The sequence below is a fragment of the Skermanella rosea genome (assembly GCF_016806835.2).
Classification (GTDB): Bacteria; Pseudomonadota; Alphaproteobacteria; order Azospirillales; family Azospirillaceae; genus Skermanella; species Skermanella rosea.
This window is the reverse complement of the sequence record NZ_CP086111.1, coordinates 3,652,205-3,677,637: the sequence shown is the minus strand read 5'-3', so window position 1 is coordinate 3,677,637 and position 25,433 is coordinate 3,652,205. Positions and strand designations below refer to the sequence as shown.

The 25,433-nt window shown below is 67.1% G+C and carries 26 protein-coding genes; 9 read left to right on the top strand and 17 right to left on the bottom strand.

Annotated elements, in window-relative coordinates; all coding sequences use genetic code 11:
- Window positions 1-55 precede the first annotated feature (55 nt).
- Entirely contained in the window at window positions 56-628 is a 573-nt protein-coding gene (locus JL101_RS17150) for a hypothetical protein (protein ID WP_203097514.1), read from the top strand.
- 46 nt (window positions 629-674) lie between these two features.
- Here JL101_RS17150 and JL101_RS17145 read toward each other — a convergent pair whose 3' ends face one another.
- Complete coding sequence (locus tag JL101_RS17145; protein WP_203097513.1) at window positions 675-1,667, bottom strand: MBL fold metallo-hydrolase; 993 nt, start codon at window positions 1,665-1,667, stop codon at window positions 675-677.
- Between the two features lie 467 nt (window positions 1,668-2,134).
- Here JL101_RS17145 and JL101_RS17140 point away from each other — a divergent pair, with 467 nt between their 5' ends.
- Both JL101_RS17140 and JL101_RS17135 read left to right on the top strand, forming a co-directional pair.
- Window positions 2,135-2,983 (top strand): phytanoyl-CoA dioxygenase family protein, encoded by an 849-nt coding sequence (locus tag JL101_RS17140; RefSeq protein ID WP_203097512.1) that lies wholly within the window; start codon window positions 2,135-2,137, stop codon window positions 2,981-2,983.
- Between the two features lie 69 nt (window positions 2,984-3,052).
- The gene (locus JL101_RS17135; protein ID WP_203097558.1) at window positions 3,053-3,250 is read left to right on the top strand and encodes a hypothetical protein; all 198 of its coding nucleotides are present in this window, start codon (window positions 3,053-3,055) and stop codon (window positions 3,248-3,250) included.
- On the opposite strand, the gene JL101_RS17130 is transcribed toward JL101_RS17135, so the two are convergent.
- Complete coding sequence (locus JL101_RS17130) at window positions 3,244-3,549, bottom strand: hypothetical protein (protein WP_203097511.1); 306 nt, start codon at window positions 3,547-3,549, stop codon at window positions 3,244-3,246. The two genes, JL101_RS17135 and JL101_RS17130, sit on opposite strands and share 7 nt — an antisense overlap.
- A gap of 238 nt (window positions 3,550-3,787) precedes the next feature.
- Between JL101_RS17130 and wrbA the strand changes: the two genes are divergently transcribed.
- Window positions 3,788-4,468 carry an NAD(P)H:quinone oxidoreductase gene (wrbA, locus tag JL101_RS17125; protein ID WP_203097510.1) on the top strand — a complete coding sequence of 227 codons (681 nt, stop codon included), beginning with the start codon at window positions 3,788-3,790 and terminating at the stop codon, window positions 4,466-4,468.
- Between the two features lie 15 nt (window positions 4,469-4,483).
- Here wrbA and JL101_RS17120 read toward each other — a convergent pair whose 3' ends face one another.
- A complete protein-coding gene (locus JL101_RS17120; protein ID WP_203097509.1) occupies window positions 4,484-4,810 on the bottom strand; it encodes a hypothetical protein in 327 nt (108 codons plus the stop codon).
- A gap of 153 nt (window positions 4,811-4,963) precedes the next feature.
- On the opposite strand from JL101_RS17120, the gene JL101_RS17115 reads away from it, so the two are divergent.
- From JL101_RS17115 to JL101_RS17105, 3 genes are all read left to right on the top strand, one after another.
- Complete coding sequence (locus tag JL101_RS17115; RefSeq protein ID WP_203097508.1) at window positions 4,964-5,254, top strand: hypothetical protein; 291 nt, start codon at window positions 4,964-4,966, stop codon at window positions 5,252-5,254.
- On the top strand, window positions 5,254-5,787 hold the full coding sequence (locus JL101_RS17110) for a DUF697 domain-containing protein (protein WP_203097507.1): 534 nt from the start codon (window positions 5,254-5,256) through the stop codon (window positions 5,785-5,787). The genes JL101_RS17115 and JL101_RS17110 overlap by 1 nt, the downstream gene beginning before the upstream one ends.
- A 152-nt stretch (window positions 5,788-5,939) precedes the next feature.
- Entirely contained in the window at window positions 5,940-7,403 is a 1,464-nt protein-coding gene (locus JL101_RS17105) for an adenylate/guanylate cyclase domain-containing protein (protein WP_203097506.1), read from the top strand.
- A 196-nt stretch (window positions 7,404-7,599) separates the two neighbouring features.
- Here JL101_RS17105 and JL101_RS17100 read toward each other — a convergent pair whose 3' ends face one another.
- From JL101_RS17100 to JL101_RS17075, 6 genes are all read right to left on the bottom strand, one after another.
- Window positions 7,600-8,214 carry a LutC/YkgG family protein gene (locus JL101_RS17100; protein WP_203097505.1) on the bottom strand — a complete coding sequence of 205 codons (615 nt, stop codon included), beginning with the start codon at window positions 8,212-8,214 and terminating at the stop codon, window positions 7,600-7,602.
- A complete protein-coding gene (locus JL101_RS17095) occupies window positions 8,211-9,611 on the bottom strand; it encodes a LutB/LldF family L-lactate oxidation iron-sulfur protein (RefSeq protein ID WP_203097504.1) in 1,401 nt (466 codons plus the stop codon). The genes JL101_RS17100 and JL101_RS17095 overlap by 4 nt, the downstream gene beginning before the upstream one ends.
- The gene (locus tag JL101_RS17090) at window positions 9,595-10,350 is read right to left on the bottom strand and encodes a (Fe-S)-binding protein (protein WP_203097503.1); all 756 of its coding nucleotides are present in this window, start codon (window positions 10,348-10,350) and stop codon (window positions 9,595-9,597) included. Before JL101_RS17090 ends, JL101_RS17095 begins: the two co-directional genes overlap by 17 nt.
- Before the next feature lie 89 nt (window positions 10,351-10,439).
- Complete coding sequence (locus JL101_RS17085; protein ID WP_203097502.1) at window positions 10,440-11,420, bottom strand: S1C family serine protease; 981 nt, start codon at window positions 11,418-11,420, stop codon at window positions 10,440-10,442.
- 90 nt (window positions 11,421-11,510) lie between these two features.
- Window positions 11,511-12,134: a hypothetical protein gene (locus tag JL101_RS17080; RefSeq protein WP_203097501.1), complete on the bottom strand. Its 624-nt coding sequence runs from the start codon at window positions 12,132-12,134 to the stop codon at window positions 11,511-11,513.
- Window positions 12,131-13,183: a TAXI family TRAP transporter solute-binding subunit gene (locus tag JL101_RS17075; protein ID WP_203097500.1), complete on the bottom strand. Its 1,053-nt coding sequence runs from the start codon at window positions 13,181-13,183 to the stop codon at window positions 12,131-12,133. The genes JL101_RS17080 and JL101_RS17075 overlap by 4 nt, the downstream gene beginning before the upstream one ends.
- A 219-nt stretch (window positions 13,184-13,402) precedes the next feature.
- Here JL101_RS17075 and JL101_RS17070 point away from each other — a divergent pair, with 219 nt between their 5' ends.
- Window positions 13,403-14,437 carry an ABC transporter substrate-binding protein gene (locus tag JL101_RS17070; protein ID WP_203097499.1) on the top strand — a complete coding sequence of 345 codons (1,035 nt, stop codon included), beginning with the start codon at window positions 13,403-13,405 and terminating at the stop codon, window positions 14,435-14,437.
- A gap of 59 nt (window positions 14,438-14,496) precedes the next feature.
- On the opposite strand, the gene JL101_RS17065 is transcribed toward JL101_RS17070, so the two are convergent.
- Genes JL101_RS17065 through JL101_RS17035 form a run of 7 tightly spaced genes read right to left on the bottom strand, consistent with a single transcriptional unit; the run spans window position 14,497 to window position 22,229 of the window.
- Entirely contained in the window at window positions 14,497-16,077 is a 1,581-nt protein-coding gene (locus JL101_RS17065; protein WP_203097498.1) for an aldehyde dehydrogenase (NADP(+)), read from the bottom strand.
- Between the two features lie 46 nt (window positions 16,078-16,123).
- Window positions 16,124-17,053 carry a dihydrodipicolinate synthase family protein gene (locus JL101_RS17060; RefSeq protein ID WP_203097497.1) on the bottom strand — a complete coding sequence of 310 codons (930 nt, stop codon included), beginning with the start codon at window positions 17,051-17,053 and terminating at the stop codon, window positions 16,124-16,126.
- A 44-nt stretch (window positions 17,054-17,097) separates the two neighbouring features.
- Window positions 17,098-18,003 (bottom strand): NAD(P)-dependent oxidoreductase, encoded by a 906-nt coding sequence (locus JL101_RS17055; RefSeq protein WP_203097496.1) that lies wholly within the window; start codon window positions 18,001-18,003, stop codon window positions 17,098-17,100.
- The gene (locus tag JL101_RS17050) at window positions 18,000-19,280 is read right to left on the bottom strand and encodes an alpha-hydroxy acid oxidase (RefSeq protein WP_203097495.1); all 1,281 of its coding nucleotides are present in this window, start codon (window positions 19,278-19,280) and stop codon (window positions 18,000-18,002) included. Before JL101_RS17050 ends, JL101_RS17055 begins: the two co-directional genes overlap by 4 nt.
- 36 nt (window positions 19,281-19,316) lie before the next feature.
- A complete protein-coding gene (locus tag JL101_RS17045) occupies window positions 19,317-20,339 on the bottom strand; it encodes a TRAP transporter substrate-binding protein (RefSeq protein ID WP_203097494.1) in 1,023 nt (340 codons plus the stop codon).
- Window positions 20,340-20,397: 58 nt separating this feature from the next.
- On the bottom strand, window positions 20,398-21,678 hold the full coding sequence (locus JL101_RS17040) for a TRAP transporter large permease subunit (protein ID WP_203097493.1): 1,281 nt from the start codon (window positions 21,676-21,678) through the stop codon (window positions 20,398-20,400).
- Window positions 21,675-22,229, bottom strand: coding sequence for a TRAP transporter small permease (locus JL101_RS17035; protein WP_203097492.1), 555 nt, complete (start codon window positions 22,227-22,229; stop codon window positions 21,675-21,677). The genes JL101_RS17040 and JL101_RS17035 overlap by 4 nt, the downstream gene beginning before the upstream one ends.
- 464 nt (window positions 22,230-22,693) lie before the next feature.
- On the opposite strand from JL101_RS17035, the gene JL101_RS17030 reads away from it, so the two are divergent.
- A complete protein-coding gene (locus JL101_RS17030) occupies window positions 22,694-23,701 on the top strand; it encodes a GntR family transcriptional regulator (RefSeq protein WP_203097491.1) in 1,008 nt (335 codons plus the stop codon).
- A 73-nt stretch (window positions 23,702-23,774) separates the two neighbouring features.
- Here JL101_RS17030 and JL101_RS17025 read toward each other — a convergent pair whose 3' ends face one another.
- Entirely contained in the window at window positions 23,775-25,304 is a 1,530-nt protein-coding gene (locus JL101_RS17025; protein ID WP_203097490.1) for a UxaA family hydrolase, read from the bottom strand.
- Window positions 25,305-25,433: the final 129 nt, after the last annotated feature.

The following is a 25,433-nucleotide window of genomic DNA, read 5'->3' as shown; positions in this document are numbered from 1 at the left end:
CGGCGCCTTTCCGCATTTAGGATCGCCGCTTCGCGCAATCCGGAGCTGGTTACAGATGTATATCGATTGGGAAAAGACGATCACGTTCAATCCGAAGTTCGGCCCGAACCTGTCCCCCGATCTTCCCCCGGGAGGGATCAAGATCCCGTCCTACGGCAATTATGGTGGACCTCCGAACGATGCGGGACCGGACGGCATCCCGGTCGACTGCCTCGACGGTCTCTTCAAGGTGCATGACCGGACGATCGAGGCTTCCGCCACCGATGCCGGAGGATTGACGCCGGACGACCTGATATCCGCCCATGCCGACCTCATCGGCGGCATCGCGGCGCTGGATGCCCATGGCGGGCTTACGGAGCCGGAGGCGAGCCTCTATGCGGGCCTTAGCACGCTGGCGCTCAGCGCCGAGGTGGCGTCGTTCGGCGGCCTGGAGATGCTGGCGCGGGAACTCGGACCCGAAGCCAGCCTCCAGACGGTGATCCTGGAGGCGATCGAGAACATGGAGGTCGGGCTGGCGGAAGTCCGCGGCGGGGGCAAGAGCCTGCACGGCGCCTTGCACTGGTTCGAACAGCAATTCGTGGATCTTCTGGGCGTTCCGCCGTCGCCGGACGCGGATGCCTTCGGCTGACAGCAAGAGGCCGGCCAGGCGACGGGCCTGGCCGGCCGTCCGCCTCTCAGAGCTCCATCTTCATGCCCTGGGGATGGTAGCGGAAGCCTTCGCCATGCTTCGCCACGTGGCCGATGCCGGGCCACGCGAAATGGTATGCGAGGATCGGGGTCCGGTTCGCCGCCAGCATGGTCAGCATCTTCATGCGCGACTGGGCCGACTGCTTGGGATCGGTATCGTACATGAATTCGGTCAGCGGCTTTTCCAGCAGCAGGACGGGGTGATGCGCCAGGTCCGCGATGTAGCACAGAGAGCTGTTGCCTGAATTGATCATGAAGATCGTATGCCCGACGGTATGCCCCGGTGCCAGGATCGCATGGATGCCGGGCAGGAATTCCTCGCCGTCCTTGATGAACTTTATCCGGTCGCGGTTGGGAACGAGGTTCTTGACGGCGGTGTCGAGGAAGACCTTGAACTGGGCGGGCACGTTGGCTTCGTTGGTCCAGAAATCGTAATCAGCCTGGGTGATGTAGTACTGGGCGTTCGGGAAGTTCCGCGTGCCATCGTCGGCCATGCAGCCGCCGCAGTGGTCGATGTGGGCGTGCGACATCACGACGGCGTCGATGTCCTTCGGATCGATGCCGGCCTGCCGGAGGCTGTTCATCAGCTTGCCCGTGGTCGGCCCGAAAAGCCGAAGGCTTCCCATGCCGGTATCGAACAGCACGAGCCGGTCACCGGTATTGAGCACGAGCACGTTCTGCTCCAGCACGGCATTGTCGCTCGGCAGGAAATTATCGTGAAGCTGGCTTTTGATCTCCTCTTCGGAGAGGCCGGTGAAGTTCTTGCGGGGATCGCCCAGCGGCAGGGTGCCGTCCGACACGATGGTCCCTTCGGCGTCGCCCAGCTTGAACCGGTAGAAATACGGAGCCTGGGTATTGAGCATAGGCGCCCGGGCGAAGGCGGGATTTCCCAGCGGTACCGCCAGGCTTCCCACGACGCCGGCGGCGGAGGCTCCGATCAGCATCTCGCGGCGCGACAGAAACAAGCCATTCCTGGACATTCATTTCTCCCTTGTCGTTGTTGATTGTCTGCGGGCCGGGAGGGGGCGGTGGCCGACCGTCTCGGCGATTGGCGTCAGCCGTGCCGACCCCGGCGGGGGCGACCTCTGCGGTAGGCGTCCGGGCATTCCTCATCGCTGGATCAGGGGTCTGCAATCATGAAGAGCAGGCATCGACGGCTCCCGCCCGCATCAAAGTAGATGCCCGCGGATGCCCAAAGTATAGTCGTATTCTTCGATGCAATAGTATTAATTCCTTGCCTGTGCGCGGAGTTCGGGTCGGAAGCCGGACGAGTGCGGTTTCCACAAGAAATCCCTGAAGCGGGAGGGCATGGCATGTCGGGTTCGGACGGTCGGGTACGCGCGGCGATTGGGATGTACCGCGTGCAGGATGCACGCGGAATGATTGACGAAGCGGGATGAAATGCGAGAAATTGGGGAGTGCCGTCCTTTGACCGGAGACGCCGACCATGCCCCTGCCGTCCGAATCCGAGATCCGGGATGCCTATCGCCGTGACGGTTTCGTCGTCGTGCGGGGCGTCTTTTCCGCCGCCGACGTGTCGGTGCTGGCCGAAGCCTTCGACCGCCAGTTCCAGGCCGGGCTGAAGCACCCGAGCAGTTTCCGTCACGGCAACTTCCACGTCCGCGTCGCCGACGACGAGAACCTGGGCCATACTGTCCGCATGGTGCAGTGGCCGTCCTATGGCGACCCGGTGCTGAACGCGTTCCGCCAGGACGACCGCATGCTCCGGCTGCTCGAACCGCTGCTGGGCGGGGATCTCAAGCAGATCATCAACCAGCTTCACTGGAAGCCGCCGGGGGCGGCCGGCGGCGACTACGCCTTCCACCAGGACAGCCGTTTCCGCCGCCCGCGCGAGGCCTACCGGAACCTGTCCGACTCCTATGTGCAGACAGGCCTGGCGGTGGACCCGCATACGGCTCGGAGCGGGGCCATGCGCCTCTACCCCGGCAGCCACTTGCTGGGCGACCTGGACCTGTTGCCGCGCGCCAGCATCCTGGGCTCGGGCATCGCGGAGGAGGCTCTGGAACGCTACGATCTCGATCCCTCCAGGCTGGTCGACTTCGAGATGGAGCCGGGCGACGTCGGCCTGTGGCACCCGTACATGATCCATGGGTCGGCCGCCAACCGCTCCGGCCTTGACCGGCGCCTCTACATCAACGGTTATGTCCGGGCGGCCGATTGCGACCGCGGGGAGTGGACCTGGCGCGACGGCCGGCCGGTCCCGCTCGGCGAGCCGGTCCTGGTCCATTACGAGGACCTGCACCACCGCTCCGAACCGCATTACGTGACCGGCTGAGAAAATATCGCCTCGCCGTTTCGTCGCCATATCTGTTGAGGATAGGCAGACCCGAAATTGGAGCGAGACATGCCGATCAGCAGTACCGAAGAACTCGAAAAGGCCATGCAGGAGTTCCAGCAACTCCGCGACGCGCCGGACGATTCCCCCCAGGGGCGTCGCCGCATGGAACTGGACGCCGAAATCAAGGCTTACGATGCTTCCCGGCAGGGCGGCGGGAGCGGCGAGCAGGTCGGCGGCGGCAGCGGCACGCCGGGACGCTACTGACGGTCGATCCCTCGACGGCTTGACCCGCCCGAAGGCGGGTCACTCCTTCCAACGGGCGTCCCCGTGGGCTTTCCATCGATCGTCCGATCCACCGCTTGGTCGCGCCGGCTTCGCCGGCCATAGAAGATGACCGCCATCAGGCCCAGGCCGAGCGCCATCGTCGCGGCGACGGCGAGCGCCACCGCCCATCCGGCGGTCAGGCTGATCCCCGCATAATCGCCGAAGGCCCAGACCAGCCCGATCGCCACTAGGGCAAGACCAAGGCAGCAGACGGCCGGCCAGACAAATCTGCGTTCCATCGCTTGCTCCCCCGTCGTTTTCCCGCAAGGAGACACCGAGAGGCTCGTTCTTCTCAACAATCCGCGACCGGCTTGGTCTCGACGGCAGGGCATGCAGGCAGCGCGGCGCCTGTCCCGGAGCGCGTCATCCCGCAGCCCGTTCAGGAACCAAGAGGAACAGCGCGGGTTTTCACGGCAGACCGGGGCCGCCGCGGGCGGCGCCGGACAGCCTTCTCTGTTTTCAAAGGGATATTGGTCGATGCCGAAGGTGCTGGTGCTGTATTATTCGAGCTACGGACATATCGAGCAGATGGCCGACGCCATCGCCGAGGGAGCCCGGTCGGTGCCGGGGACGGAGGTCGCCGTCAAGCGGGTGCCGGAACTCGTCCCCGAGGATGTCGCCCGCAACGCCCACATGAAACTGGACCAGGCTGCTCCGATCGCCAGCCCGAACGAGCTGGGCGACTACGACGCCATCATCGTCGGCACGCCCACCCGCTATGGCCGCATCACGTCCCAGATGGCGAACTTCTGGGACCAGACCGGCGGCCTGTGGGTCAAGGGAGCCCTGGTCGGCAAGGTCGGCAGCGCCTTCACCAGCACCGCGTCCCAGCACGGCGGGCAGGAGACCACCCTGTTCTCGATCATCACCAACCTGATGCACCACGGCATGATCATCGTGGGCCTGCCCTACAGCTTCCCCGGTCAGACCCGGCTGGACGAGGTCAGCGGCGGAACGCCCTACGGCGCCAGCACCCTGGCCGGCGGCGACGGCTCCCGCCAGCCGAGCCGGAACGAGCTGGACGGGGCGCGCTTCCAGGGCCGGCACGTGGCCGAGATCACCGCCAAGCTGTCCGGCACGGCAGGCGAGGGCGGTCCCGTGGCCCCGGACATGCAGACTCCGGAGAACGAGGTCGGCGGGACCGCCGGGCAGCCCTGATCCCAGGCGGGCCTGCTAGTAGCAGGCGGCCCCGGTGACCATGTCGTCGACCATGTTCGTGATGACGATCCGCCGAGGCGGCGTGAACTGCTGCATCGAGAGGCCCCCGCCCGGCGGAACCACGGTGCAGTCCTCGCCGAACGCCTGCCGGGCCGTCTCGGTGAAGGCATCGACGGTCAGCGCCTGGTCCAGCAGATCCGCCAGGACCGCCTTCCAGCATCTCGCAGGTTCGTCATCGGCGGGGCGGGACAGCGTGTCCGTCCCGTTTTCCCAACCCGGTCGTACCGGGAAGTGCCAATCGAAGGGAGCTTCCGCCGTGGCGGGCTGCAATAGGTCCGTCATGGGTCACCGGATAGTCTGCGATTGCTCGCCATGCCAACATGTTGAACCTGATGTTGTTTCAATCGACTTTGGTACAGCCCCTATCCCTTTCGTGCCCTATCCCTTTCTCGGGAGCGCCGGGGAGGCTGTGCCGCCCATGAGTGGGAGACAGCGATGATCGATTTCGACCAGCTGGTCGAAACCCTCCAAGGACATCTCGGCATCGCCGGCGATGCCGTGAGCGATGCCTTGGCGTCGCTCGACGGCGATCACCTCGAGATCCTGGCCCGGAACCTCGACCCCGACGAGGTTGTCCGCATGCTGGAGGCCGCCGGGGTGGAGGCGAACGACCTGCCGCCCGACCAGCTTGCCGACGTCCTCGAAACCCTGGCCGAGGCGGTGAGCGAAGTGGTCGACGAGACGGAGGGCCGCAAGCCGGCTTCCGCGGGACGCGAGGAGGCGTGATGGCCGGGGAGAAGCAACCCGAACCGAAGACCGAGGAGATCGACAGGAGCTTCGAGGAGGCCGACGACGATACCCGGACCCCGGCGGAACGGGCCGGAGTGATCATCAACCATGCGACCGCGCAGGCCGCCTTCTGGGGGGCATGGCCCGCGGTCTCCTGGGTCGCGCTGGTGATGATCAACATGACGATGATCGTCTTCATCGGCCGCGCCTACGGCCATCTGTGGGACAAGGACAAGGCCAGGGGCCTGCTGTTCCAGATCCTGCGGGGCATGGGGCTCTCGACCGGCCTGCTGCTCGCGGGTGGCAAGTTCGTCAACGACGCCCTGAAGCTCACCGGCCTGGGGACGATCCCGGCCATGGCGGCGGATGCCGTGCTGTGCGGGGCCGTGACCTATGCCGTCGGCCACACGACCGAGGCCTATTTCAAGCAGGACGGCCAGATGAGCAAGCAGGCCCTGAAGGCGGCGTTCAAGGAACAGTACCGCCAAGCGAAGCAGAGAATGAAGGAGACGCCGCCCGCCGTCCCGTGAGCATGCCCCGCGATCCCGGGTTAGCCGCTCCTTCGACCGCCCCCAATGAGCACTGGCACGCCCGGACCTGTGCTGTAGAATGCGGTTCATGATTTGTTCCTGTTGGGAACGGAGAATCCTCGGCAACGATCGTTCGAACGAGGGGGGAAACCATGAAGACGGGGATCGACGAGGCGGAGTTGGACAGGCGCCTCGCAACGCTGGAAACGGTGCGGGCCTGGAGCCCGCGGGTCATGTCGAAGCTCGAAAGCTTCCTGCGCACCGCCGACGACCGGGAGCTCTATCGGGTCAATCCGCTGGCGTTCGGCGCCGAACGGGGCATCGCGGAAGCGGAGGCGATCGACCTGTTCCTCCACGCGTCCTCGCTCGGCCTGTTCGAGATGGACTGGCTCCTGGTCTGCCCGCTGTGCGCCTGCATCGTCGAGAGCTTCGGCAGCCTGCGCACCCTCGAAAAGCATTATCGCTGCGCCCTGTGCCGCACCGATTACGAAGCGGTGCTGGACGACTACATCACCATCACCTTCACGGTCTGCGCCAATGTCCGCCGGATCAGGTTCCATGATCCGGACGCCCTGCCGGCACGGGATTACTGCTTCGAATGCCGCGTCACGCTCGACGGCGTGACGCCGGACGGGAAGCCCTGGATGGACCATTTCGCGGCGGCGACTCCGGAGGTCCGATTCATACAGCCGCACGCGGTCGAGCGGATCGAGATCGACGTGGGGGAGGGAACCCTGCTCGGCTGGGATTTCGACGCCGACGACGGCTTCGAGTTCACCGTCGCCGAGGACGCGCCGCCCGCGCCGCGGCCGTTGGCCGTCAATTACGAAGACAGGTCGTGCGCGCCGGCGACGGGCCGGATCGCCGCCGGCCGCATCGTCCTGGAGATCCGGAACGCCTCGGCGCGGCGCCGCCTGTTCGGCCTGACCGTGACGTCGCCGGGCTTCTCCCATCCGGACATCCTGTTCAGGCCGTTCCTGACCGGCAAGCGGCTGCTCACCACCCAGACCTTCCGCACCTTGTTCCGGTCCGAACTGATCCGCGCGACCGAGGGGATCGGCGTCAAGGACATAACCCTGCTGTTCACCGACCTGAAGAGCTCCACCGCCTTGTATGACAGGATCGGCGACCTCAGCGCCTTCTCCCTGGTCCAGCAGCATTTCGACCGGCTCCGCGACGTCACGGTCGCCAACGGCGGCACCGTGATCAAGACCATCGGGGACGCCGTCATGGCGGCCTTCCTGAACCCGCGCGACGCGGTCGCCGCCGCTGTGGCCATGCTCGACGAGATGGAGCGGTTCAATCGGGACCATGTCGACCGGCCGTTGATCCTGAAGATCGGCCTGCACAAGGGTGCCTCGATCGCCGTCACGTCGAACGACCAACTCGACTATTTCGGCCAGGCGGTGAACATCGCGGCTCGGGTGCAGAGCCTTGCCCAGGCCGAGGAGATCTACCTGACCGGGGACGTCCATGACTATCCCGGCGTCGGGGAACTGCTGGAGCCCTTCGTCGTCGAGCGGCGGACGGCGCATCTGAAGGGCGTCAACCTGGAGATGCCGGTCTTCAGGGTGGCGGGAGGCGGGTCTTTGACCCCGGCAACCCGGCTCCGCTAGAGCGGTCCCCGATCAGGTTGAACCGCTCCGGTCCTCGCAGCCGGCCGTTCCACTCGCCGCACTGTGTTGCGCCATGGACGCAACCTACGGCTCGATGCAGGGCGGAGGTGATGCGGGTCGACGATCGTAGGTTGCGCCCATGGCGCAACGCATCGGATCAGCTGTCTCGGGCCGATCAACCTGATCGGGTTCAGTTCTAGGCCGTCCCGACGATCAGAATCTCCAGCCTGCGCGGGCCGTGGACGCCCTCGACCCTGTTCAGCTCGATGTCGGAGGTCGCCGACGGCCCTGACATGAAGGTCAGCGGGCGGGGCAGGGAGCCGCGCAGCGCCCTGATGGCTTCGGGTACCGACGCGACGATCCGGTCGGCCGGAACGATGCAGACATGGAAGTCGGGCAGCAGGGTGATCGCCCGGCGCCCCTGTTCCGCCCCGGCATCCAGCACGATTGTCCCGGTCTCGGCGATGGCCAGGGCGCAGTTGGTGACCACCCCGGCCACGGCATCCAGTTCGCGGTGGTCCAGGTTGCCGTCGTCCCGCACGAAATCGGCCGGCAGCCAGGACTCCGCCAGATCTGCCGGAACGACGAAGCGCCCCTGAAGCCGCCGGATCGCCTCCGTGGCGCCTGCGGCGTCGACCCGCCGCACGGTCGCCTTGTAGGCTTCCGCCCGCTCGGCGAAGCGGTCGACCAGACCGGCGCCCGACAGGCCGGGCGACGTCCTGTAGTCCCGGGCGATGGCGATTTCCCCGGCCGGATCGCCGGCCAGGGCCGCCCTGACGCGACCCAGGATCTCCTCGCGCGCGGCGCTCACCGGCGTGTCCTCCACCACTCGCGGAAACTCTGGTCGGGCACGGCGGGAAGGTCCCGCGCCCTTGTCCACTGGCGGACCGGCCCCAGCCCGCCGGTGATGTAGCCGTCGCTGACGAACGGACGCTGCGCGATCCGCGCGATCTTCTGCGCGGTCTCCAGCAGGCCGGGATTGTCGAACATGCGGATCGCGGCGCCCATGGCGAGTTTCTCCAGGCTGGGGCCGCTTCGGGCGACCGCCCGGGTGCGCAGATGGACCAGCACCTCGGGAATGTTGATCTTGACCGGGCAGACCTCGTAGCAGGCGCCGCACAGCGACGAGGCGAAGGGGAGCGAAGCCGCCGCGTCCATCCCGTGGAGCTGGGGCGTGAGGATCGCGCCGATCGGTCCCTGGTATTCGGAATGATAGGCATGGCCGCCCGTCCGGGCATAGACGGGGCAGACGTTCAGGCAGGCGCTGCACCGGATGCAGTTGAGCGTCTGCCGTCCGGTCCGGTCGGCCAGCACGTCGGTTCGGCGGTTGTCGAGCAGCACCAGGTGGAATTCCTGCGGGCCGTCCCCCGGCGTGACGCCTGTCCACAGGGAATTGTAGGGGTTCATCCGCTCGCCGGTGGAGGACCGCGGCAGGAGCTGGAGGAAGACTTCCATGTCCTCCCAGGTCGGCACCAGCTTCTCGATCCCCATCACGCTGACCAGCACCTTGGGCAGCGTCAGGCACATGCGGCCGTTCCCCTCCGACTCCACGACGCAGATCGTGCCGGTGTCGCAGATGCCGAAATTGGCCCCGCTGACCGCCATGGGCACGGTCAGGAACTTCTCGCGCAGGTATGAGCGCGCCGCCGCGGTCAGGTCGGACGGGCGGTCGGACAATTCCGTCAGCCCCAGCTTCCGCATGAACAGTTCGCGGATCTCCGCCCGGTTGCGGTGGATCGCCGGCACCAGGATATGGGAAGAGACGTCGTCGCCGAGCTGGATGATCAGCTCGGCCAGGTCGGTCTCGAACGGCCGGATGCCCGCATCCTCCAGCGCCTCGTTCAGCTTGATCTCCTCCGTCGTGATCGACTTGACCTTGATCACCTCCTTGACGGAATGCCGCTTGGCGATGTCGGTGACGATGCGGGTGGCTTCCGCGCCGTCCCTTGCCCAGTGGACCTGCCCGCCGGCCTTGGTGACCGACTCCTCCAGCTGGACCAGGTAGCGGTCCAGGTTGCGCAGCGTGTGCTCCTTCAGGGAGCGGCCGGCCTCGCGCAGCTCCTCCCAGTCCGGCACCTCGGCGACGACGGCGGCGCGCTTGGTGCGGATCGTCTGGGTGGCGTTGCCGATGTTGCGGCGGAGCTGGGTATCGGCAACCGCGCGCCTCGCCAGCTGCGGGAAGGTGCGCGGCTCAGCGGCGCTCGCCATGGATGAAGTCCTTTTCCGTTGAAGCCAGGATTTCCGCCAGATGGACGGTCCGCACGCCGCTGCGCAGCCGGTGCAGCCCGCCGCCGATATGCATCAGGCACGAACTGTCCAGGGCGGTGCAGATCTCCGCCCGGGTACCCAGCACCGAGCGCATCTTGTCCGACAGCATGGCGACCGAAGTGTCCTCGTTCTTGACCGCGAAGGTGCCGCCGAAGCCGCAGCATTCCCGCGCGTCCGGCAGTTCGACGAGGTCGAGGCCGCGCACCTTGGCGAGCAGCCTCATCGGCGCGTCGCCCACCTTCAATGCGCGCAGCGAGTTGCAGGTCGGGTGGTAGGTGACGCGGCGGGGATAATAGGCGCCGACGTCGTCGATCCCGAGCTTGTCCACCAGGAACTGCGACAGCTCGAAGACCCGCGGCACGATCTCGGCCACGTCGCGCTTCAGCGCCTCGTCGCCGGTGTCGGCCAAGGTGCGGAGCCACGCCGTGCGAATGTTGGAGACACAGGACGACGAGGGGGAGACGATGACCTCGGCGTCCCGGAACGACTTGACGAAACGCCTTATCAGCGGGATGGCCTCGTCGCCGTAGCCCGTATTGGAGTGCATCTGACCGCAGCAGGTCTGATCCTCCGGGAACTCGACGGTATGGCCCAGCCGCTCCAGCAGGCGGACGGTGGCGATGCCCGTCTGCGGGAACAGGGTGTCATTGTAGCAGGTGATGAACAGCGCGACGCGCACGGGCGGCTCCGGTCGGGGTGGTCCCAGGTGGTAGAGTGTGAACACCTGAACCGGCCGGCCGTTACGCCGTGCCCGATACTTCGCCGCCGTCAATGCAGCCGGTTGGGCTTCAGGAAGCGGCTGCGGTCGGCGGAGCCGACGCGGAGGTCGAACACGTCGCCCTCGCGCTCCACGGTGAGCGGGACGTCGATGCCCGCGGGGCCGAGCGACCACAGGGACCGGTAGAACCCGGCCAGCGACTGGATCGGTTTGCCCGCGATGGCGCGCACGATGTCGCCGGCGCGGAGCTCCGCCCGCCGCGCCGGGCCGTCGCCCGCCAAGCCGGCAAGCACGACCCGGTCACGCTCGTCCTCGGTGGCGTAGAGCCCGAGCCAGGGCCGGGAAGGTCCGCTGGAGCGGCCGAGCCTCAGCAGGTCGTCCAGGATCGGCTTCAGCAGGTCGATCGGCACGCTCATGTTCAGCGGGACCAGCCGCCCGCCGCTGTCCCGGGACTGCAACTGGAGCGAACCGATTCCGAGAAGCTCGCCCTGCGGTCCCAGCAGCGCCGTGCCGCCCCAGTTCGGGTGTGCGGGCACCGTGAAGATGGCGTCGTCCAGCAGATATTCCCAATAGCCCGCGAATTCCTGCCGGGCCGCCACCCTTGCCGCCAGCGAATGGGGCCGGCCGCCGGACCCGCCGATCACCACATGCTCGCCCACGGTCGCGTGGCGCGAGTTCCCCAGGGACAGCGCCGGCACGCCGAGCGGCGACAGCGCCTGGACGATGCCGAAGCCGCTGTCGTAATCATAGGCCAGGACATGGCCCTTCACGGCCCGGCCGTCGCTGGTCGTGAGCCAGATCTCCTCCGCCTCGGCGATCAGGTAGCCGATGGTCAGCACGAGGCCGTCCTCGCGGATCACGGCGCCTTGTCCCGCCCTCTGCGTCCCGAGCGTTTCCGCCGTGAAGGCATCGTCGGGAACGCTCGCCCTCAGGGCCACGACCGAGGACAGGGCGCGATCCAGATCAAAGGCCACCGCGTCGGGATCCGGCTGGAATTCGGGGGGGATCTGCCAGTCATCGGACGATGGCATCGGAAAGCCTCCTTCGAGAGAACCCTGTATCGACTTGGTCCAGACCGTAGATAAGGTCCGGCCGGTCCTTCCAACAGGGAGGCGTGGCAATCAGGCGGGCCAGCCGCAGGCGGAGGCGAGTTTTTCGCGGACGGGATCGAACCCGGTGAGGTCGAATTCGGCCTCATGCATATCGCCCTGCTTGTCCTTCATCCGCACGAAAAGCCGGCCTCCGTCCGGCAGCTGCTTGAGGAAGCCGACGGTATCGCCCCGCAGCGACACGTCCGTGGTGCCGCTCAGCTCGTTCCACCGCTGCTCCTGGCCGCGATGCTGGACCCAGCGCCGCTCCACCGTCTGGTCGCGCATCGCCTCCTCGGTGAGCGGGAGGAATTCCAGCACCAGCGCGGTGCCCGCGGGGTAACGGGCGAAGTCGGGGACACCCAGCACCAGCTCGGTCTTTCCCTGCCTGCAATGCATGGCGAAGGACATCTCCCGCTCCCCGGGAGGTGCCGCGGAAAGCATGGTGGCGCTGACCTGCCGGCTGTAGTCCACGGGAGAGGCCGTCTCGCTGACGATCCAGTCCGCGGCCTCCGTCCGAGGGGCGTCGTCGGCGGTCTGCGCCGACGCGGAGGCGGACAGCAGCAGGATCGCCGCCGCAAGGCAGTGCCCCAACGTCTTCCGCAGCTCCGGGCAGGCAGGCTGCGGAGCTTCACGATAGGCAGTCGGGGTCGTCATCGCGGCAGGCTGCTTTCCTGGGCCGACCCGGACTTGTCGAGCCAGTCCTGCGCGGCGCGGTAACGCTCCAGCCCCGGCACCCGGGAGGCGAGGTTGACGTTCTTCCACTTCGGGTCGAAGCCCGGCCCCTGGAGGGTCGGCATGCGGCTGAACAGGTTGTCGACGAAACGGGCCATGCGGCGGTAGCGGTCGGAGCTTCGCGGCCAATTGTAGGCGGCCAGAAAGGTCGGGACGGCGATCGTCGTGACTTGGCTGCCCTCGGGAATCAGGCTGGGATAGTCCGCCGGATCCAGCCGCGACGGGAGATAATAGTCCTCGAACTTCCTGTCGTACTCGACCGGCAGGAACTTGAAGCCAGGCTCCCACCGCCCCTTGAGGAAGGCATCGACCGGCTTGGAGGTGATGAACACGACCGCGGCCATGTCGCCGGCGCCGTTGCGCATCTGCTCCAGCGCCACCGGATGGGGAATGAAGGTCTTCTCGACGTCCAGGCCCAGCCGCGTGAAGATCAGCGGTCCCGAATAGGCTGCCGCCGTGCCGAGGGTGTTGAAGTTCACCTTCTTGCCCTTGAGGTCGTCGAGCGACTGGATTTCCGGCCGCACGAAGACATGGAGCTCCGACGGGAACAGGTTCAGCACATAGGTGATCTGCTGCTGGATATTGGGAACCTGGGCCTTGTACTCCTCGATCACGTCAGTGTTGATGATGGCCATGTCCACTCCCCGGAGATAGAGGAGGGAATTGACGTTCTCGGTCGGGCCCCGCGTGACGATCGGCAGGACGTGGGCATTGTCGCCATCGTCGACGACGCGCGCGATTTCCGATGCCAGGCGCAGCGGCGCTCCTTCCAGCTGTCCGCCGGCCAGGCCCACCGTCCAGGCGTTGATCCGCTCGGCCGGGGACTGGCCGCCCTTGCGGACGGGGGCCGCCTGCGCCCCGGGGGTTTCCCGCGCCTGTTGCGCCATGGTCTCTTGGGAAACAAGCGCGCCGATCGCCATGGCGGCGATGAATCTGGCCGCGATCAGTATGGATTTACCGGTATTCAGCATCAGGACGGTGTCCGTTTCGGGGAAGACGGTTCCAGGAGACCAGCCGTCCCCGCATAAGGGAAAGGCAATTCCGATGATGATCGATAGGGCAGGGCAGGGAGAATGGCATTACCGCGCCTCTGACGATCGGCCAAGTCCCGTACCAGGGATGCCCCACGATTCCGGAGGCTCCGGGATGCTAATGTCGGCAAAAAGCATAACCTTCCGGAGCGCCCGCCCATGTCCATCGCCTTGTCCCGCCGCCGGTTCGTCCAACTCTCCGGCATCGCAGCCGCGGCGGCCCTGCTGCCCGTCTCCGCCCTGGCGGCACCGGTTACCCTGAGGGTGGGCTACATCCCCATCATCCCCATGACCCAGCTCTTCATCATGCAGGGCGAGGGCTGGACCGGTAAGGCCGGTCTGAAGCTCGAACTGACGCAGTTCTCGTCCGGGCCCGCCATGGTCCAGGCGCTGGCGTCCGGCAGCCTGGACGTGGCCTATGTCGGGATCGGGCCGGCCATGGTCGCCCGCTCGCGGGGCATCGACGTCAAGGTGCTCGCGTCGAACATCATCGACCAGGTCGCCCTGATCGGCCGGGGTCCCTTCGCGGAGATGATGGCCGCGGCGCCCTCGGCCGCAGAAGGATTCAAGGGCTTCTTCGATCGCGCGGGGCGCCCCGCCAAGATCGCCACGCTGCCGACCGGCTCGGTGCCGGACACGATCCTGAGATATTACCTGAACCGCGTCGCCCAGGCCGATGCCCGCCATGTCGAGATCGTCGGCGTCGGCGAGGACCAGGTGCAGCAGGCACTGCTGGCGGGCGCGGTCGAGGGCGCCTCGATCCTGGAGCCGATCCTGACGATCGTGCAGGAACGCGATCCCACCGCCCGGATCGTCGCCCCGGCCAGCACCATGCTGCCGCGCCAGCCGGGCGCCGTGCTGGCGGTGCGGGAAGCGACCATCGCCGCCAACCGGGACGCCGTCGCCACCCTGGTCGAGCTTCACGTCCGCGCGACCGAATTCGCGCGAAGCCGGCAGGACCGCGCGGCCGACCACGTCACCGCCTTCGTCGGCAAGGGACTGGTGGACCCGCGGATCATCGACAAGGCGCTGCGGTCCCCCAACACCAACCTGGTCGCCGATCCCCACGTGATCCGGGACGCCACGGCCGTGCTCCAGGACTTCCAGCAAACCCTGGGGACGCAGGTCAAGCCGGTCAACCTGGACGAACTGTTCGACTACAGCTTCTACGACGCCGTCCCGAAGGCCGGATAGAAAGCGAATGGGGAGGCGCCGGCCGGCACCTCCCCCCTGCGTCAGACCGGTCGGCGGTCTCAGTCGCGACCCATCTCGCCACCGATGCGCCGCCACAGCTTCAGCGGGTTGCCGTCCTTCAACGCTTCCGGCAGCAGGCTGGCCGGAACGTCCTGGTAGCAGACCGGGCGCAGGAAGCGACGGATCGCCAGCGTGCCGACCGAGGTGCTGCGGCCGTCCGCCGTGGACGGGAAGGGGCCGCCATGGACCATGGCGTGGCTGACGTCCACGCCGGTCGGCCAGCCGTTGAACAGCACGCGGCCGGCCTTGCGCTCCAGGACCGGCAGCAGCATCCGGGCGGCGTCGAGGTCGCCCTCGTCGGCCTGGACCGTCGCGGTCAGCTGACCTTCCAGATGCTCCGCGACGGTGCGCACCGTCTCCAGGTCCGGGCAGCGGATCACCAGGGACGAGGCACCGAACACCTCTTCCTGAAGATCGGTCTCGGACAGGAAGCTGGCGGCGTCGGTCTCGAACACGGCTGTCTGGCACTGGTTCGGGCCGGAGCAGGCTTGGCCGCGGGCAAGCAGGCGGACCTTCGAATTGCCCGAAAGCTTCCGCACGCCCTCGTCATAGGCGGCGAAGATGCCGGGCGTCAGCATGGTCGACGCGGCGCTGTTGCCCACTTCCGCCTTGGCCGTCTCCAGGAAACGGTCGAGGTCCGGGCCGTCCAGCGCCAGCACGATGCCGGGGTTGGTGCAGAATTGGCCGGCGCCCAGGTTGAGGGAGGCGACATAGCCCTTGCCCAGCGCCTCGGTGCGCGACGACAGCGCGGACGGCAGCAGGAAGACCGGGTTGATGCTGCTCATCTCGGCATAGACAGGGATCGGCTCGCGGCGGGCCGCCGCGACGCTCACCAGGGCCATGCCGCCCCGGCGCGATCCGGTGAAGCCCACGGCCTTGATCCGCCAGTCCGAGACCAGGGCGGTGCCGACCGAGTTGCCGGCGCCGAACACCATGGAGAAGACGCCCTCGGGCAGGCCGCACTCCGCGACCGCCGCCTGGACGGCCCGGCCGACCAGTTCCGACGTGCCGGGATGGGCCGAGTGGGCCTTGACGATTACCGGGCAGCCCGCGGCCAGCGCCGAGGCGGTGTCGCCGCCCGCGACCGAGAAGGCCAGCGGGAAGTTGCTGGCCCCGAAGACCGCGACCGGGCCGAGCGGTATGTGGCGCTGGCGCTGGTCGGGGCGCGGCAGGGGCTTGCGGTCGGGCAGGGCGGGGTCGATGCGGGCCTCGATCCAGCCACCCTCGCGGACGACCCCGGCGAATAGGCGGAGCTGGCCGACGGTTCGGCCGCGCTCGCCCTCGATCCGGGCGCGCGGCAGGCCGCTCTCGGCGGAGGCCCGCTCGACCAGCGGGTCGCCCAGGTCCATGATCTTCTGGGCAACGGTCTCCAGGAAGGTCGCGCGGGCTTCCAGGCTGGTTTCCCGATAGCTGTCGAAGGCGGCCCAGGCCAGCTTGCAGGCCTCGCGGACCTCGGCTTCGCCGCCGCCGCCGAAGGCCGGCTCCATCTTCTCCCCGTTGGCGGGGTTCACCGCGTAGAACGTGGTTTCGCGACCGCGCACGGACTTGGCGCCGATCAGCATGTCACCGGTGATTTTCATGTTCGACTAACTCCTCTGGAACCGTTTCTCGGGGTCCCGTCCGTCCTCAGCGTGCCCAGCGGAGGACGAGCGGGTCGAGCCGCCGGGCGGTTTCGATCAGCCCGGCGCGGGTTTTCGGGTGCAGCGGCTGAAGCGGGTGGCGGACCGCTTCGGACTTGATGACGCCGCCTTCCTTCATGAGAACCTTGGCCGCGATCAGGCCGGCTTGGCGGTTCTCGTAATTGATCAGCGGCAGCCACCGGCCATAGGCCTCGATCGCCTCCTCGCGGCGGCCGGCCTCGTACGGGTCCGTGATCTGCCGGATGCCGTCCGGATAGCCCCCGCCCGTCATCGCGCCGGTCGCACCCGCGTCGAGATCGGCGAGCAACGTGATCGCCTCCTCGCCGTCCCAAGGCCCCTCGATCGCGTCGCCGCCCAGCTCGATCAGCGTGCGGAGCTTGGCGGCAGCCTGCGGGACCTCGATCTTGAAATAGGAAACGTTTTCGATTTCGCGAGCCATCCGTGCGAGAAAGGCCGCAGAAAGCGGCGTCCCGGCGACCGGCGCGTCCTGGATCATGATCGGGATGTCGATCGCGTCGGACACCCGCTGGTAGAACTGGAAGATCGATTCCTCCGGCACCCGGAACGTGGCGCCGTGGTAGGGCGGCATGATCATGACCATGGCCGCTCCCGCCTCCTGGGCGCGCCGGCTGCGCTCGGCGCAGACGGCGGTGCCGAAGTGGGTCGTCGTCACGATGATCGGAACGCGGCCGGCGACATGCTCCAGGACGGCGTCCTGGACGCGATCGCGCTCGGCGTCGGTCAGCACGAACTGCTCGGAGAAGTTCGCCAGGATGCAGATGCCGTGGGAACCGGCGTCGATCATGAAGTCGATGGCGCGGCGCTGGCCGTCCAGGTCCAGGTCGCCCGAGTCCGTGAACACCGTCGGCGCCACCGGAAATACGCCCCGGTAGCGCGGCTGCCCTTGTGCTGTCATGGTTGCGGGTCCTTGTCCATGGGGTCCTTGGAGAAGTCCGGCCCTCAGCGGGCCCGGACGGTCACGCCGTTCACTTGCCCGATCACATCGAACAGATGAGGCACGTATTTGTCGCCGTGGCCGAGGTTGGTGGCAAGAAGGTAGGTCTGGTGGACCGCCTGCGCCGCGAAGGCGGTCGTCGGCGCCGATTCCGCGAGGCGGGTGTAGGAGCGCATGTCCTTGACCGCATTCCGCAGGGTGAACTTCTGGCCGGAATCGTCGCCCTCCAGGACGAAGGGAATGATCCGATCGAAGGTGCGGCTGTGCGCGCCGCTGAGCCGGCAGAGATCGGCGAACGCCTCCAGGTCCAGCCCGACCTTGGCGGCGGTGCAGAACGCCTCGGCCAGCAGGACGGCGGTGCCCTGGGCGATGAAGTTGTGGATCAGCTTCGCCCGGTAGCCCGATCCCAGCGGCCCGACATGGTGGATCGTCTCGGAATAGGTTTCGAGCACCGGCCGCACCGCCTCCAGCGTCGCGGCGTCGCCGCCGGCGAGCACGTTCAGCCGGCCCTCCGCCGCCTCCTTGGGCGTCCGGTTGACGGGGGCGTCCATGAAGCGCCCGCCGCGCGCCTGGACGGCGGCCTCGGCCTCGGCCGCGAATTCCGGATCCCCCGTGCTGCTGTCGATCACGATCAGGCCGTCATGCACGCCCTCCAGCAGGCCGCCGTCCCGGAACAGCACGTCGCGGACCTGCGGCGTCCCGGTGACGCAGACGATCACCACGTCCGAATTGCGCGCCAGGTCCGCCGCGCTCGCCGCCTCGGCGGCGCCTTCGGCCAGCAGTTCCTCCAGCGGCTGGCGGTTGCGGTGCGCCAGCACGGTGACGGGGAACCCCTTGCGCAGGATGTTCCGCGCGATGCCCGTGCCCATCAGCCCGAGCCCGACGAAGCCGACCCTTGTCGCCTCGCTCATAGTTGGGCCTCCCTCTTCTGATGATTGGAATTCGTTGCCTGCCCGGCGACCGGGGACAGGACGCCTCGCCCGGGTCCGGTGTGCCTGGACGGCGGCATCGGACGGCCCGGCCAGCGCAGGAATGAATCGTCGAGTTGCGACAGGTCGGCGCAGCCGAGCAATCCTACCACGCGGTCCACTTCGGTCTTCAGGATGCCGATCGCGTGGGCGACCCCCGCCTCGCCGCCGGCGGCGAGGCCGTATGTGGTGGCTCGGCCGAGCAGCACGGCATCCGCTCCCAGCGCCCGTGCCTTGACGATGTCGGAACCCCGGCGGAAGCCGCCGTCGAGCATCACCGTCAGCCGTCCTCCGACCTCGCTCACCACCTCCGGCAGGACCTCCATGGTCGAGACGGCGCCGTCGAGCTGGCGGCCGCCATGGTTCGACAGCACGATGCCGTCGGCCCCGCACTCCGCCGCCAGGGCGGCATCCTCGGCGGTCATGACGCCCTTGACGACCAGCTTGCCCGGCCACAGGTCGCGCAGCCACCGTATGTCCGCCCAGTCCAGCGACGGGTCCAGCTCCTTCGCGATCGCCGATGCCGCCCCGCGCACGCTGTCCTGGCCGGGCGGCAGCAGGTCGCCCAGATTGGCGAAGCGCGGCACGCCGTCGGGCACCAGCACGTCGAGGATCCAGCGCGGATGGAGCGCCACGTCGATGGTGTTGCGCAGGTTCAGCTTCAGGGGCCGGGCATAGTTGCGCCGGTCCCATTCCCGGTTGCCGAAGATCGCGCTGTCCGTGGTGACCACCAGCGCTTCGAGGCCGGCCGCCCTGGCCCGCTCCACCAGCTTCGCCGCGAAGGCGCGCGTCCGGTACAGGTAGAGCTGCATCCACAGGCGCCCGCCGGCCCGCTCCGCGACCTCCTCCAGCCGCATGGTCGAGGCGTTGCTGAGGATGAAGGGGATGCCGGCCGCGGCGGCGGCGCGGGCGAGCGCCAGGTCGCCCTCCTTGGCGAGCAACCCGCTGAAGCCCGTCGGGCCGATCAGGAAGGGCGCCGCCGACGGCTTGCCGAACAGGTCGACCGCCTGTCCCCGGGCCGAGACGTCCACCAGGGTCCGCGGCACGAAACCGATCTCCTCGAAGACCGACCGGTTGCGCCGCAGGGTGACCTCGTCGTCCGAGCCGCCCTCGACATACTCGAAGCAGAAGTTGGGAACGCGCCTGCGGGCGACGGCGCGCAGCTCGTCTATGTTCTGCGCGCGCCGGAAGTCGGTTCCCTGGTAAAGCCGCCGTTTCATCGATTTCTCCGAGCGCCGGTTTCCCGGTTCCGACCTTTACTTGCCGTCCCGCACCTTCTGGACCTCGGCCTGCATCTCCTTGACAAGCTCGGGGCCGATGCTCTGGACGTATTTGTCCGTCACCGGCTTGACCTTCTCGCGCATGCGGTCGATCTCGGAAGCCGGCAGCTCGGTGATCTGCATGCCCGCGTCACGCAGGGTCTGCATGGACTTCTGGTTCGCCTCGCGCGAGACCTGACGCTCGTACAGGCCGGCCTCGGTGGCCGCCTCCTGGACGATGCGGCGCTCGTCCTCGGACAGCTTGTCCCAGACGCGCTTGCTGAAGATGGCGACCAGCGGGTTGTAGACGTGGCCGGTGGTCGCGGCGAACTTCTGCACCTCGTAGAACTTGCTGGTCTCGATCGAGGCGAACGGGTTCTCCTGGCCGTCCACGGTCCCGGTCTCCAGCGCGGTGTAGAGTTCCGGGAAGGGCAGGGGCACCGGGTTGGCGCCCAGCGCCGCGAAGGTGTCGATGAAGATGGGGATCTGGATCACGCGCACCTTCAGCCCCGCGATGTCCTCCATCTTGTTGATCGGCGTCTTGGCGGTGCTGAGGTTGCGGAACCCGTGGTCCCAGTAGCCCAGGCCGATCAGCCCCTTCTCCGGCAGCTTCTCCAGCAGGCGGGTGCCGACCGGGCCGTCCATGACGGCGTCGACCTCGCGGTAGTCGTTGAAGAAGAACGGCAGGTCGAAGACCGAGAATTCCTTGACCAGGCCGGTCAGCAGGCCGGGGCTGACCAGCGTCATGTCCAGCACGCCGCCCTGGAGGGAGGAGATCACCTGCGCGTCGCCGCCGAGCTGGCCGCCGCCGAAGCCCCTGGCCTTCATCTTGCCGCCGCTCTTCTCCTCCAGCAGCTCGCCGAACTTCTTCACGCCGATGCCGTGCGGGTGGTCGTTGTTCTGGACGAAGGCGACCTTGAAGTTGCGCGATTGGATGTCCTGGGCCGCGGCGGTGCCGGCCGTGAACAGGGCGCCGGCCAGGGCGAGGCCGGCCAGCGCGGTCTTGATCGACTGTTTCATCGGACGTTTCCTCTTGTCTTGGATCGGATGGGTGGCGTTGCCGCCGAGGGGGCGGGGCTCAGCCGTAGAACCAGCTTGCCGGCCCCGTGACGAGAATGGGGAACAGGATGAGCAGGACCAGGACGATCAGGTGGGTGATCATGAAGGGCCACACCCCCCTGATCAGCTCGTCCATGCTGATCTTCGAGACGCCGGCCACGACGTTCAACACGACGCCGACCGGCGGCGTGATCAGGCCGATCGCGTTGTTGATGATGAACAGGACGCCGAAATAGATCGGGTCGATGCCGGCTTCCTTGATCACCGGCATCAGGACCGGCGTCAGGATCAGGATCGTCGGCGTCATGTCCATGGCCGTGCCGACGATCACCACCAGCAGCATGATCGCGATCATCAGGAGCGTCTGGTTGTCCATGAAGGGCTCCAGCAGCTCGGTGACCTGGCCCGGCAGGTCGGCGACCGTGATCATCCAGGCCGAGACCATGGCGGCGGCGACCAGGAACATCACCACCGACGTCGTCTTGGCCGCGGTCACGAACAGCTCGAACAGCTGCGCCGGCCGCAGTTCGCGGTAGATCACCGTCGCGACGAACAGCGAGTAGACGGCCGCCACGACCGCCGCCTCGGTCGGGGTGAAGACGCCCATCTTCAGGCCGACGATGATGATCAGCGGCAGCAGCAGGGCCCAGAAACCGTCGATGATGGCGTGGGCGAGTTCCCGGCGTGAAGCGCGCGGCGGCGGCTCGACATCTTCGTTGCGGGCGGCCAGCCACCACGCGAACACCAGGCCGAGCCCCAGGAGCAGGCCGGGCACGATGCCGGCCAGGAACAGCTTGGTGATGGAGACGTTGGCGGCGACCCCGAAGATGATGAAGCCGATGCTGGGCGGGATGATCGGGGCGATGATGCCGCCGGACGCGATCAGGCCGGCCGACCGTGCCCTGTCGTGGCCCGCCCGAACCATCATGGGGACGAGCAGCGCCCCCAGGGCCGCGGCGTCGGCGACGGCCGACCCGGACAGGCTGGCCATGACGCAGGATGCCAGGATCGCGACATAGCCGAGACCGCCCCTGACATGACCGATCAGCGCCATGGCGATGGTCACGATGCGGCGCGACAGGCCGCCGGCGTTCATGATCTCGCCGGCCAGCATGAAGAACGGGACCGCCATCAGCGGAAAGCTGTCGGCGCCGTTGATCACGTTCTGCGCCACGATCTGGGCGTCGTAAAGGTCGAGATGGAACATCAGCATCACGCCGCACAGCAGCAGCGCGAAGGCGATCGGGGTGCCGATGGCCATTGCCCCCAGCAGGGACCCCAGGAAGATCGTGATGGTCATGGGAGGGTGCTCCTGCTGTCGTTCCGGAGGCCCGCGATCTCGACTTCACCTTCGGATTCGGTGACGGTGACCAGGTCCCGGTCGCTCATGCGGCCGGTCACGGCGCGTGCCAGGTTGACCAGCAGGATCGTGATCACCGATACGCCGAACACGATACCGACGCCGTAGAACAGGCCCATCGACAGGCCGGTGGAAGGGGCCGCGACGTCGATGTTGATGATCGTCTGCTCCCAGCTTCCCTCGAGCAGCAGCCAGGTGACGTAGAGCATGATCAGGTGGCTGCCGAAGAAGCAGGCCATCTTGCCGGCCTTCGGCAGCCGGTTGACCAGCATGTCCATGCCCAGGTGCCCGTGGTCGCGGAGCGCCAGGATCGCGCCGAGGAAAGTCATCCAGACGAACAGCAGGCGCGAAAGTTCCTCAGACTCGGTGATGCCGCTGTTGAACCCGTAACGCAGGACCACGTTGCCGAATACCAGGACGACCATGACGACTAGGCAGACCGCAATCAGGATCTTTATGAGGCCGAAGTAGGCGTCAGCTATCTTTGACATTTGCCTCCCCATGTTCCGCTTCCCGAAGTCGAACGCTTCTTTTGAAAGGCTCGGCTCTGGGCGGAACGCAAAATAATCGTGTCGTACGAATCCAGCGGCCCCTTGTCGCCGTGATCGCAAACTCAGTTCTGAGGTGAATTTTCATTTCGCATCGGTGCGGTTCTCCGATGACGGTGTTGCATATGGGCATCTTCTTGGCTACGAAAGCCCGATCTCTCTCCCCCAATTTGCTTGTCATCGGCGACCGCCCTGTGTGATGCTTAGCATCAATGGCTTTTGCCGACAATAGCCATTTCTGAGGGCGGCCGATTCCGCCGATGGCGAATCCGGGGCACCTCCGGGTGCGGCAAGGAGACCGCTCGAACGCGAGGCCATGGCGCGGGCTCGGCACCGTGCCATATTGAACGGTGCCGTGTCCGCGTCCGGCCGTCGCAACCATGGCTTTGAGAGTCTGCACGGGAAAGATGACGACTGCGAAGACCCAGCAACAGGACAGCCGCCTGACCACGAAGATCACGGCGCTCCTTCAGGAGGCGATCCTTTGCGGGATGCTTCCCAAAGGCCAACTGCTGCTTGAAACCCACGTGGCGAACCTCGTCGGATCGAGCCGCGGGCCGATCAAGCGGGCCTTCGCGCAGCTGCACGCCGACGGCATGATCAGCCGGTTCGAGGGGCGGGGCTACATCGTGGGAACCGACCAGGGCACCGTGATCCGGACGCCGATCAGCGCCAAGGCCCTGGGGCTGGAGGATCAGGAGGCGATCGGCCTGAAAGAGCGGGCGCTGGAGAGCATCCATGATCCGGTCGAAAGCCAGCTGATCCGGTGCTCGCTCCACGGCCGCTTCCGGATCAACGAGAACGAGTTGGCCAACCATTACGGCGTCAGCCGCACGGTGATGCACGACGTGCTGATGCTGGCCCAGGTCAACGGCCTGGTCGTCAAGGACGAGCGGTCGCGCTGGTACAGCGTCCCCCTGGACGAGAACCGGGTCAATTGCCTGTACGAGTTGCGCGAGCACCTGGAGCCGATAGCCCTGTCCAAGGCCGCCGGCGCCATTCCCATGGGCGAGCTGGAGCGGGTCGGCCGCCGATTGTCCGAAGCGATGCAGCACTACCCGAACCTGCCCGCGGAGGAACTCGACGACCTGGAGCTTGACCTGCACGTCCGCTGCCTCGGCCATTGCCCCAATCCGGAACTGGTCGAGGCGCTGAAGCGCACGCGCTGCATCCTGATCTTCGGGAAGCACCTGCTGGGCCGCGAGATCGCATTGCCCCACGAGGAGCCGTTCTTCCACGAGCATCAGCGGATCATCCAGGCCATGATGCGGCGTGACGAGGCGGAAGTGGCGCGTCAAGCCAGGGAGCACCTGGACAAGGCGCGGCTGAAGGTGCTGGACCGGGTGCGGCACTCCCGCTCCATGGGCGTGCCGCTCGACCTTCCCTACGTCAAGGAAGCTGCCTTCGCGGTCTGATCGGCCCTTGAGGCGGGACCCTGCCGACGTCGGCGGGGTCCCGTGGACCAGTCAGGCCTGAATGCCGCCAGTCTCACATCACCGCGCCGACCTGCCAGGGCACGAACTCGTTGTTGCCGTAGTCGTACTCCTCGCTCTTGGTCCGCTCGCCCGACGCCACGGAGACGATCTTGTCGAAGATCCGCTGCCCGGACTGCTCGATGGTCTCGTCGCCGGTGACGATGCCGCCGCAGTTGATGTCCATGTCCTCGGCCATGTGCTCGTACATGGCGTTGTTGGTGGCCAGCTTGATCGACGGCGTCGGCTTGAAGCCCGACGTGGAACCGCGGCCGGTGGTGAAGCAGATCATGTTGGCGCCGCTGGCGACTTGGCCGGTCACGGCTACCGGGTCGTAGCCGGGCGAGTCCATGAAGACGAACCCCTTCTCCTTCACCGGTTCGGCATATTCGTACACCGCGTTGAGCCGCGAGTTGCCGCCCTTGGCGACCGCGCCCAGCGACTTCTCCAGGATCGTGGTGAGCCCGCCGGCCTTGTTGCCGTAGGAGGGATTGTTGTTCAACTCCGCCTTGTTGCGCTCGGCGTAGTCGCGCCACCACTCGATCCGCTCCAGCAGCTTGCGGGCCACCTCCGGCGACGCGGCGCGGCGGGTCAGCAGATGCTCGGCTCCGTAGATCTCCGGCGTCTCGCTGAGGATCGTCGTGCCGCCGTGCCGGATCAGCAGGTCGGACGCGTACCCCAGGGCCGGGTTCGCGGAAATCCCGGAATAGCCGTCGGAGCCGCCGCATTCCAGCGCGAGCGTGAGTTCCGACACCGGCTCGGAGGTGCGGCGTGCCGAATCCACCTCGTCCAGCATCCCGCCGATCACGTCGATCGCGTTGGCGATGGTCTTGCGGGTGCCGCCGACCCCCTGGATGTTCATGGTGCGGAAGTTCGGCGACTCCGTCAGGCCGTACATTTCCTTGATCAGCGAGATCTGGTTGGTCTCGCAGCCCAGGCCGATCATGACCACGCCGCCGAAATTCGCGTGGGTCGCGTATCCCCAGATGGTGCGGGTCAGGTAGCGGTATCCCTCCGCCTGGGTGTTCATGGCGCAGCCGCCGCCATGGGTCAGGGCCACGACGCCGTCGATGTTGCGCCGCCCTTCCAGCCCGCCCATCCGGTTGAAGTGGTCGGCGACGGCCTTCGAAACCGTGGCCGAGCAGTTCACCGAGGAAATGACGGCGATGTAGTTCCGCGTCCCGACTTTGCCGTTTGCCCGCCGATACCCCATGAAGCGTGCCCGCCGGTCCTCGGGGATGTAATCGGGTTCCCGTGCGTCCACGCCGAAATCATGGTGCTGCTCGACGTCGCGCATCTCCAGGTTTTGGGTATGGACATGCTGCCCCGGAGCGATCCCGGCGCTGGCGACGCCGATGATCTGGCCGTACTTGCGCACCGGCTCCCCCTCGGCGATGCCCGTCACGGCGACCTTGTGCCCCTGCGGCACCGCGTCCGCGACCGTGATCCCGAACCCGTCGAGCACGGTCCCGGGCGCGAGCTTCACCCGTGCGACCGCGACATTGTCGAGCGGATTCAATTGGATGACGGGAGAAACCTGAACCATCGCGGGCGCTTCCTCTGACTGTGCGCGGGGCCGTGCGCCCCGCTTGAAATCTGGTGTGCCGGTAAAATATGGACTTTGCATCCAAAAATCAATCTTTGTGACCAGGCCCGGTGATCGAATCGGATGACG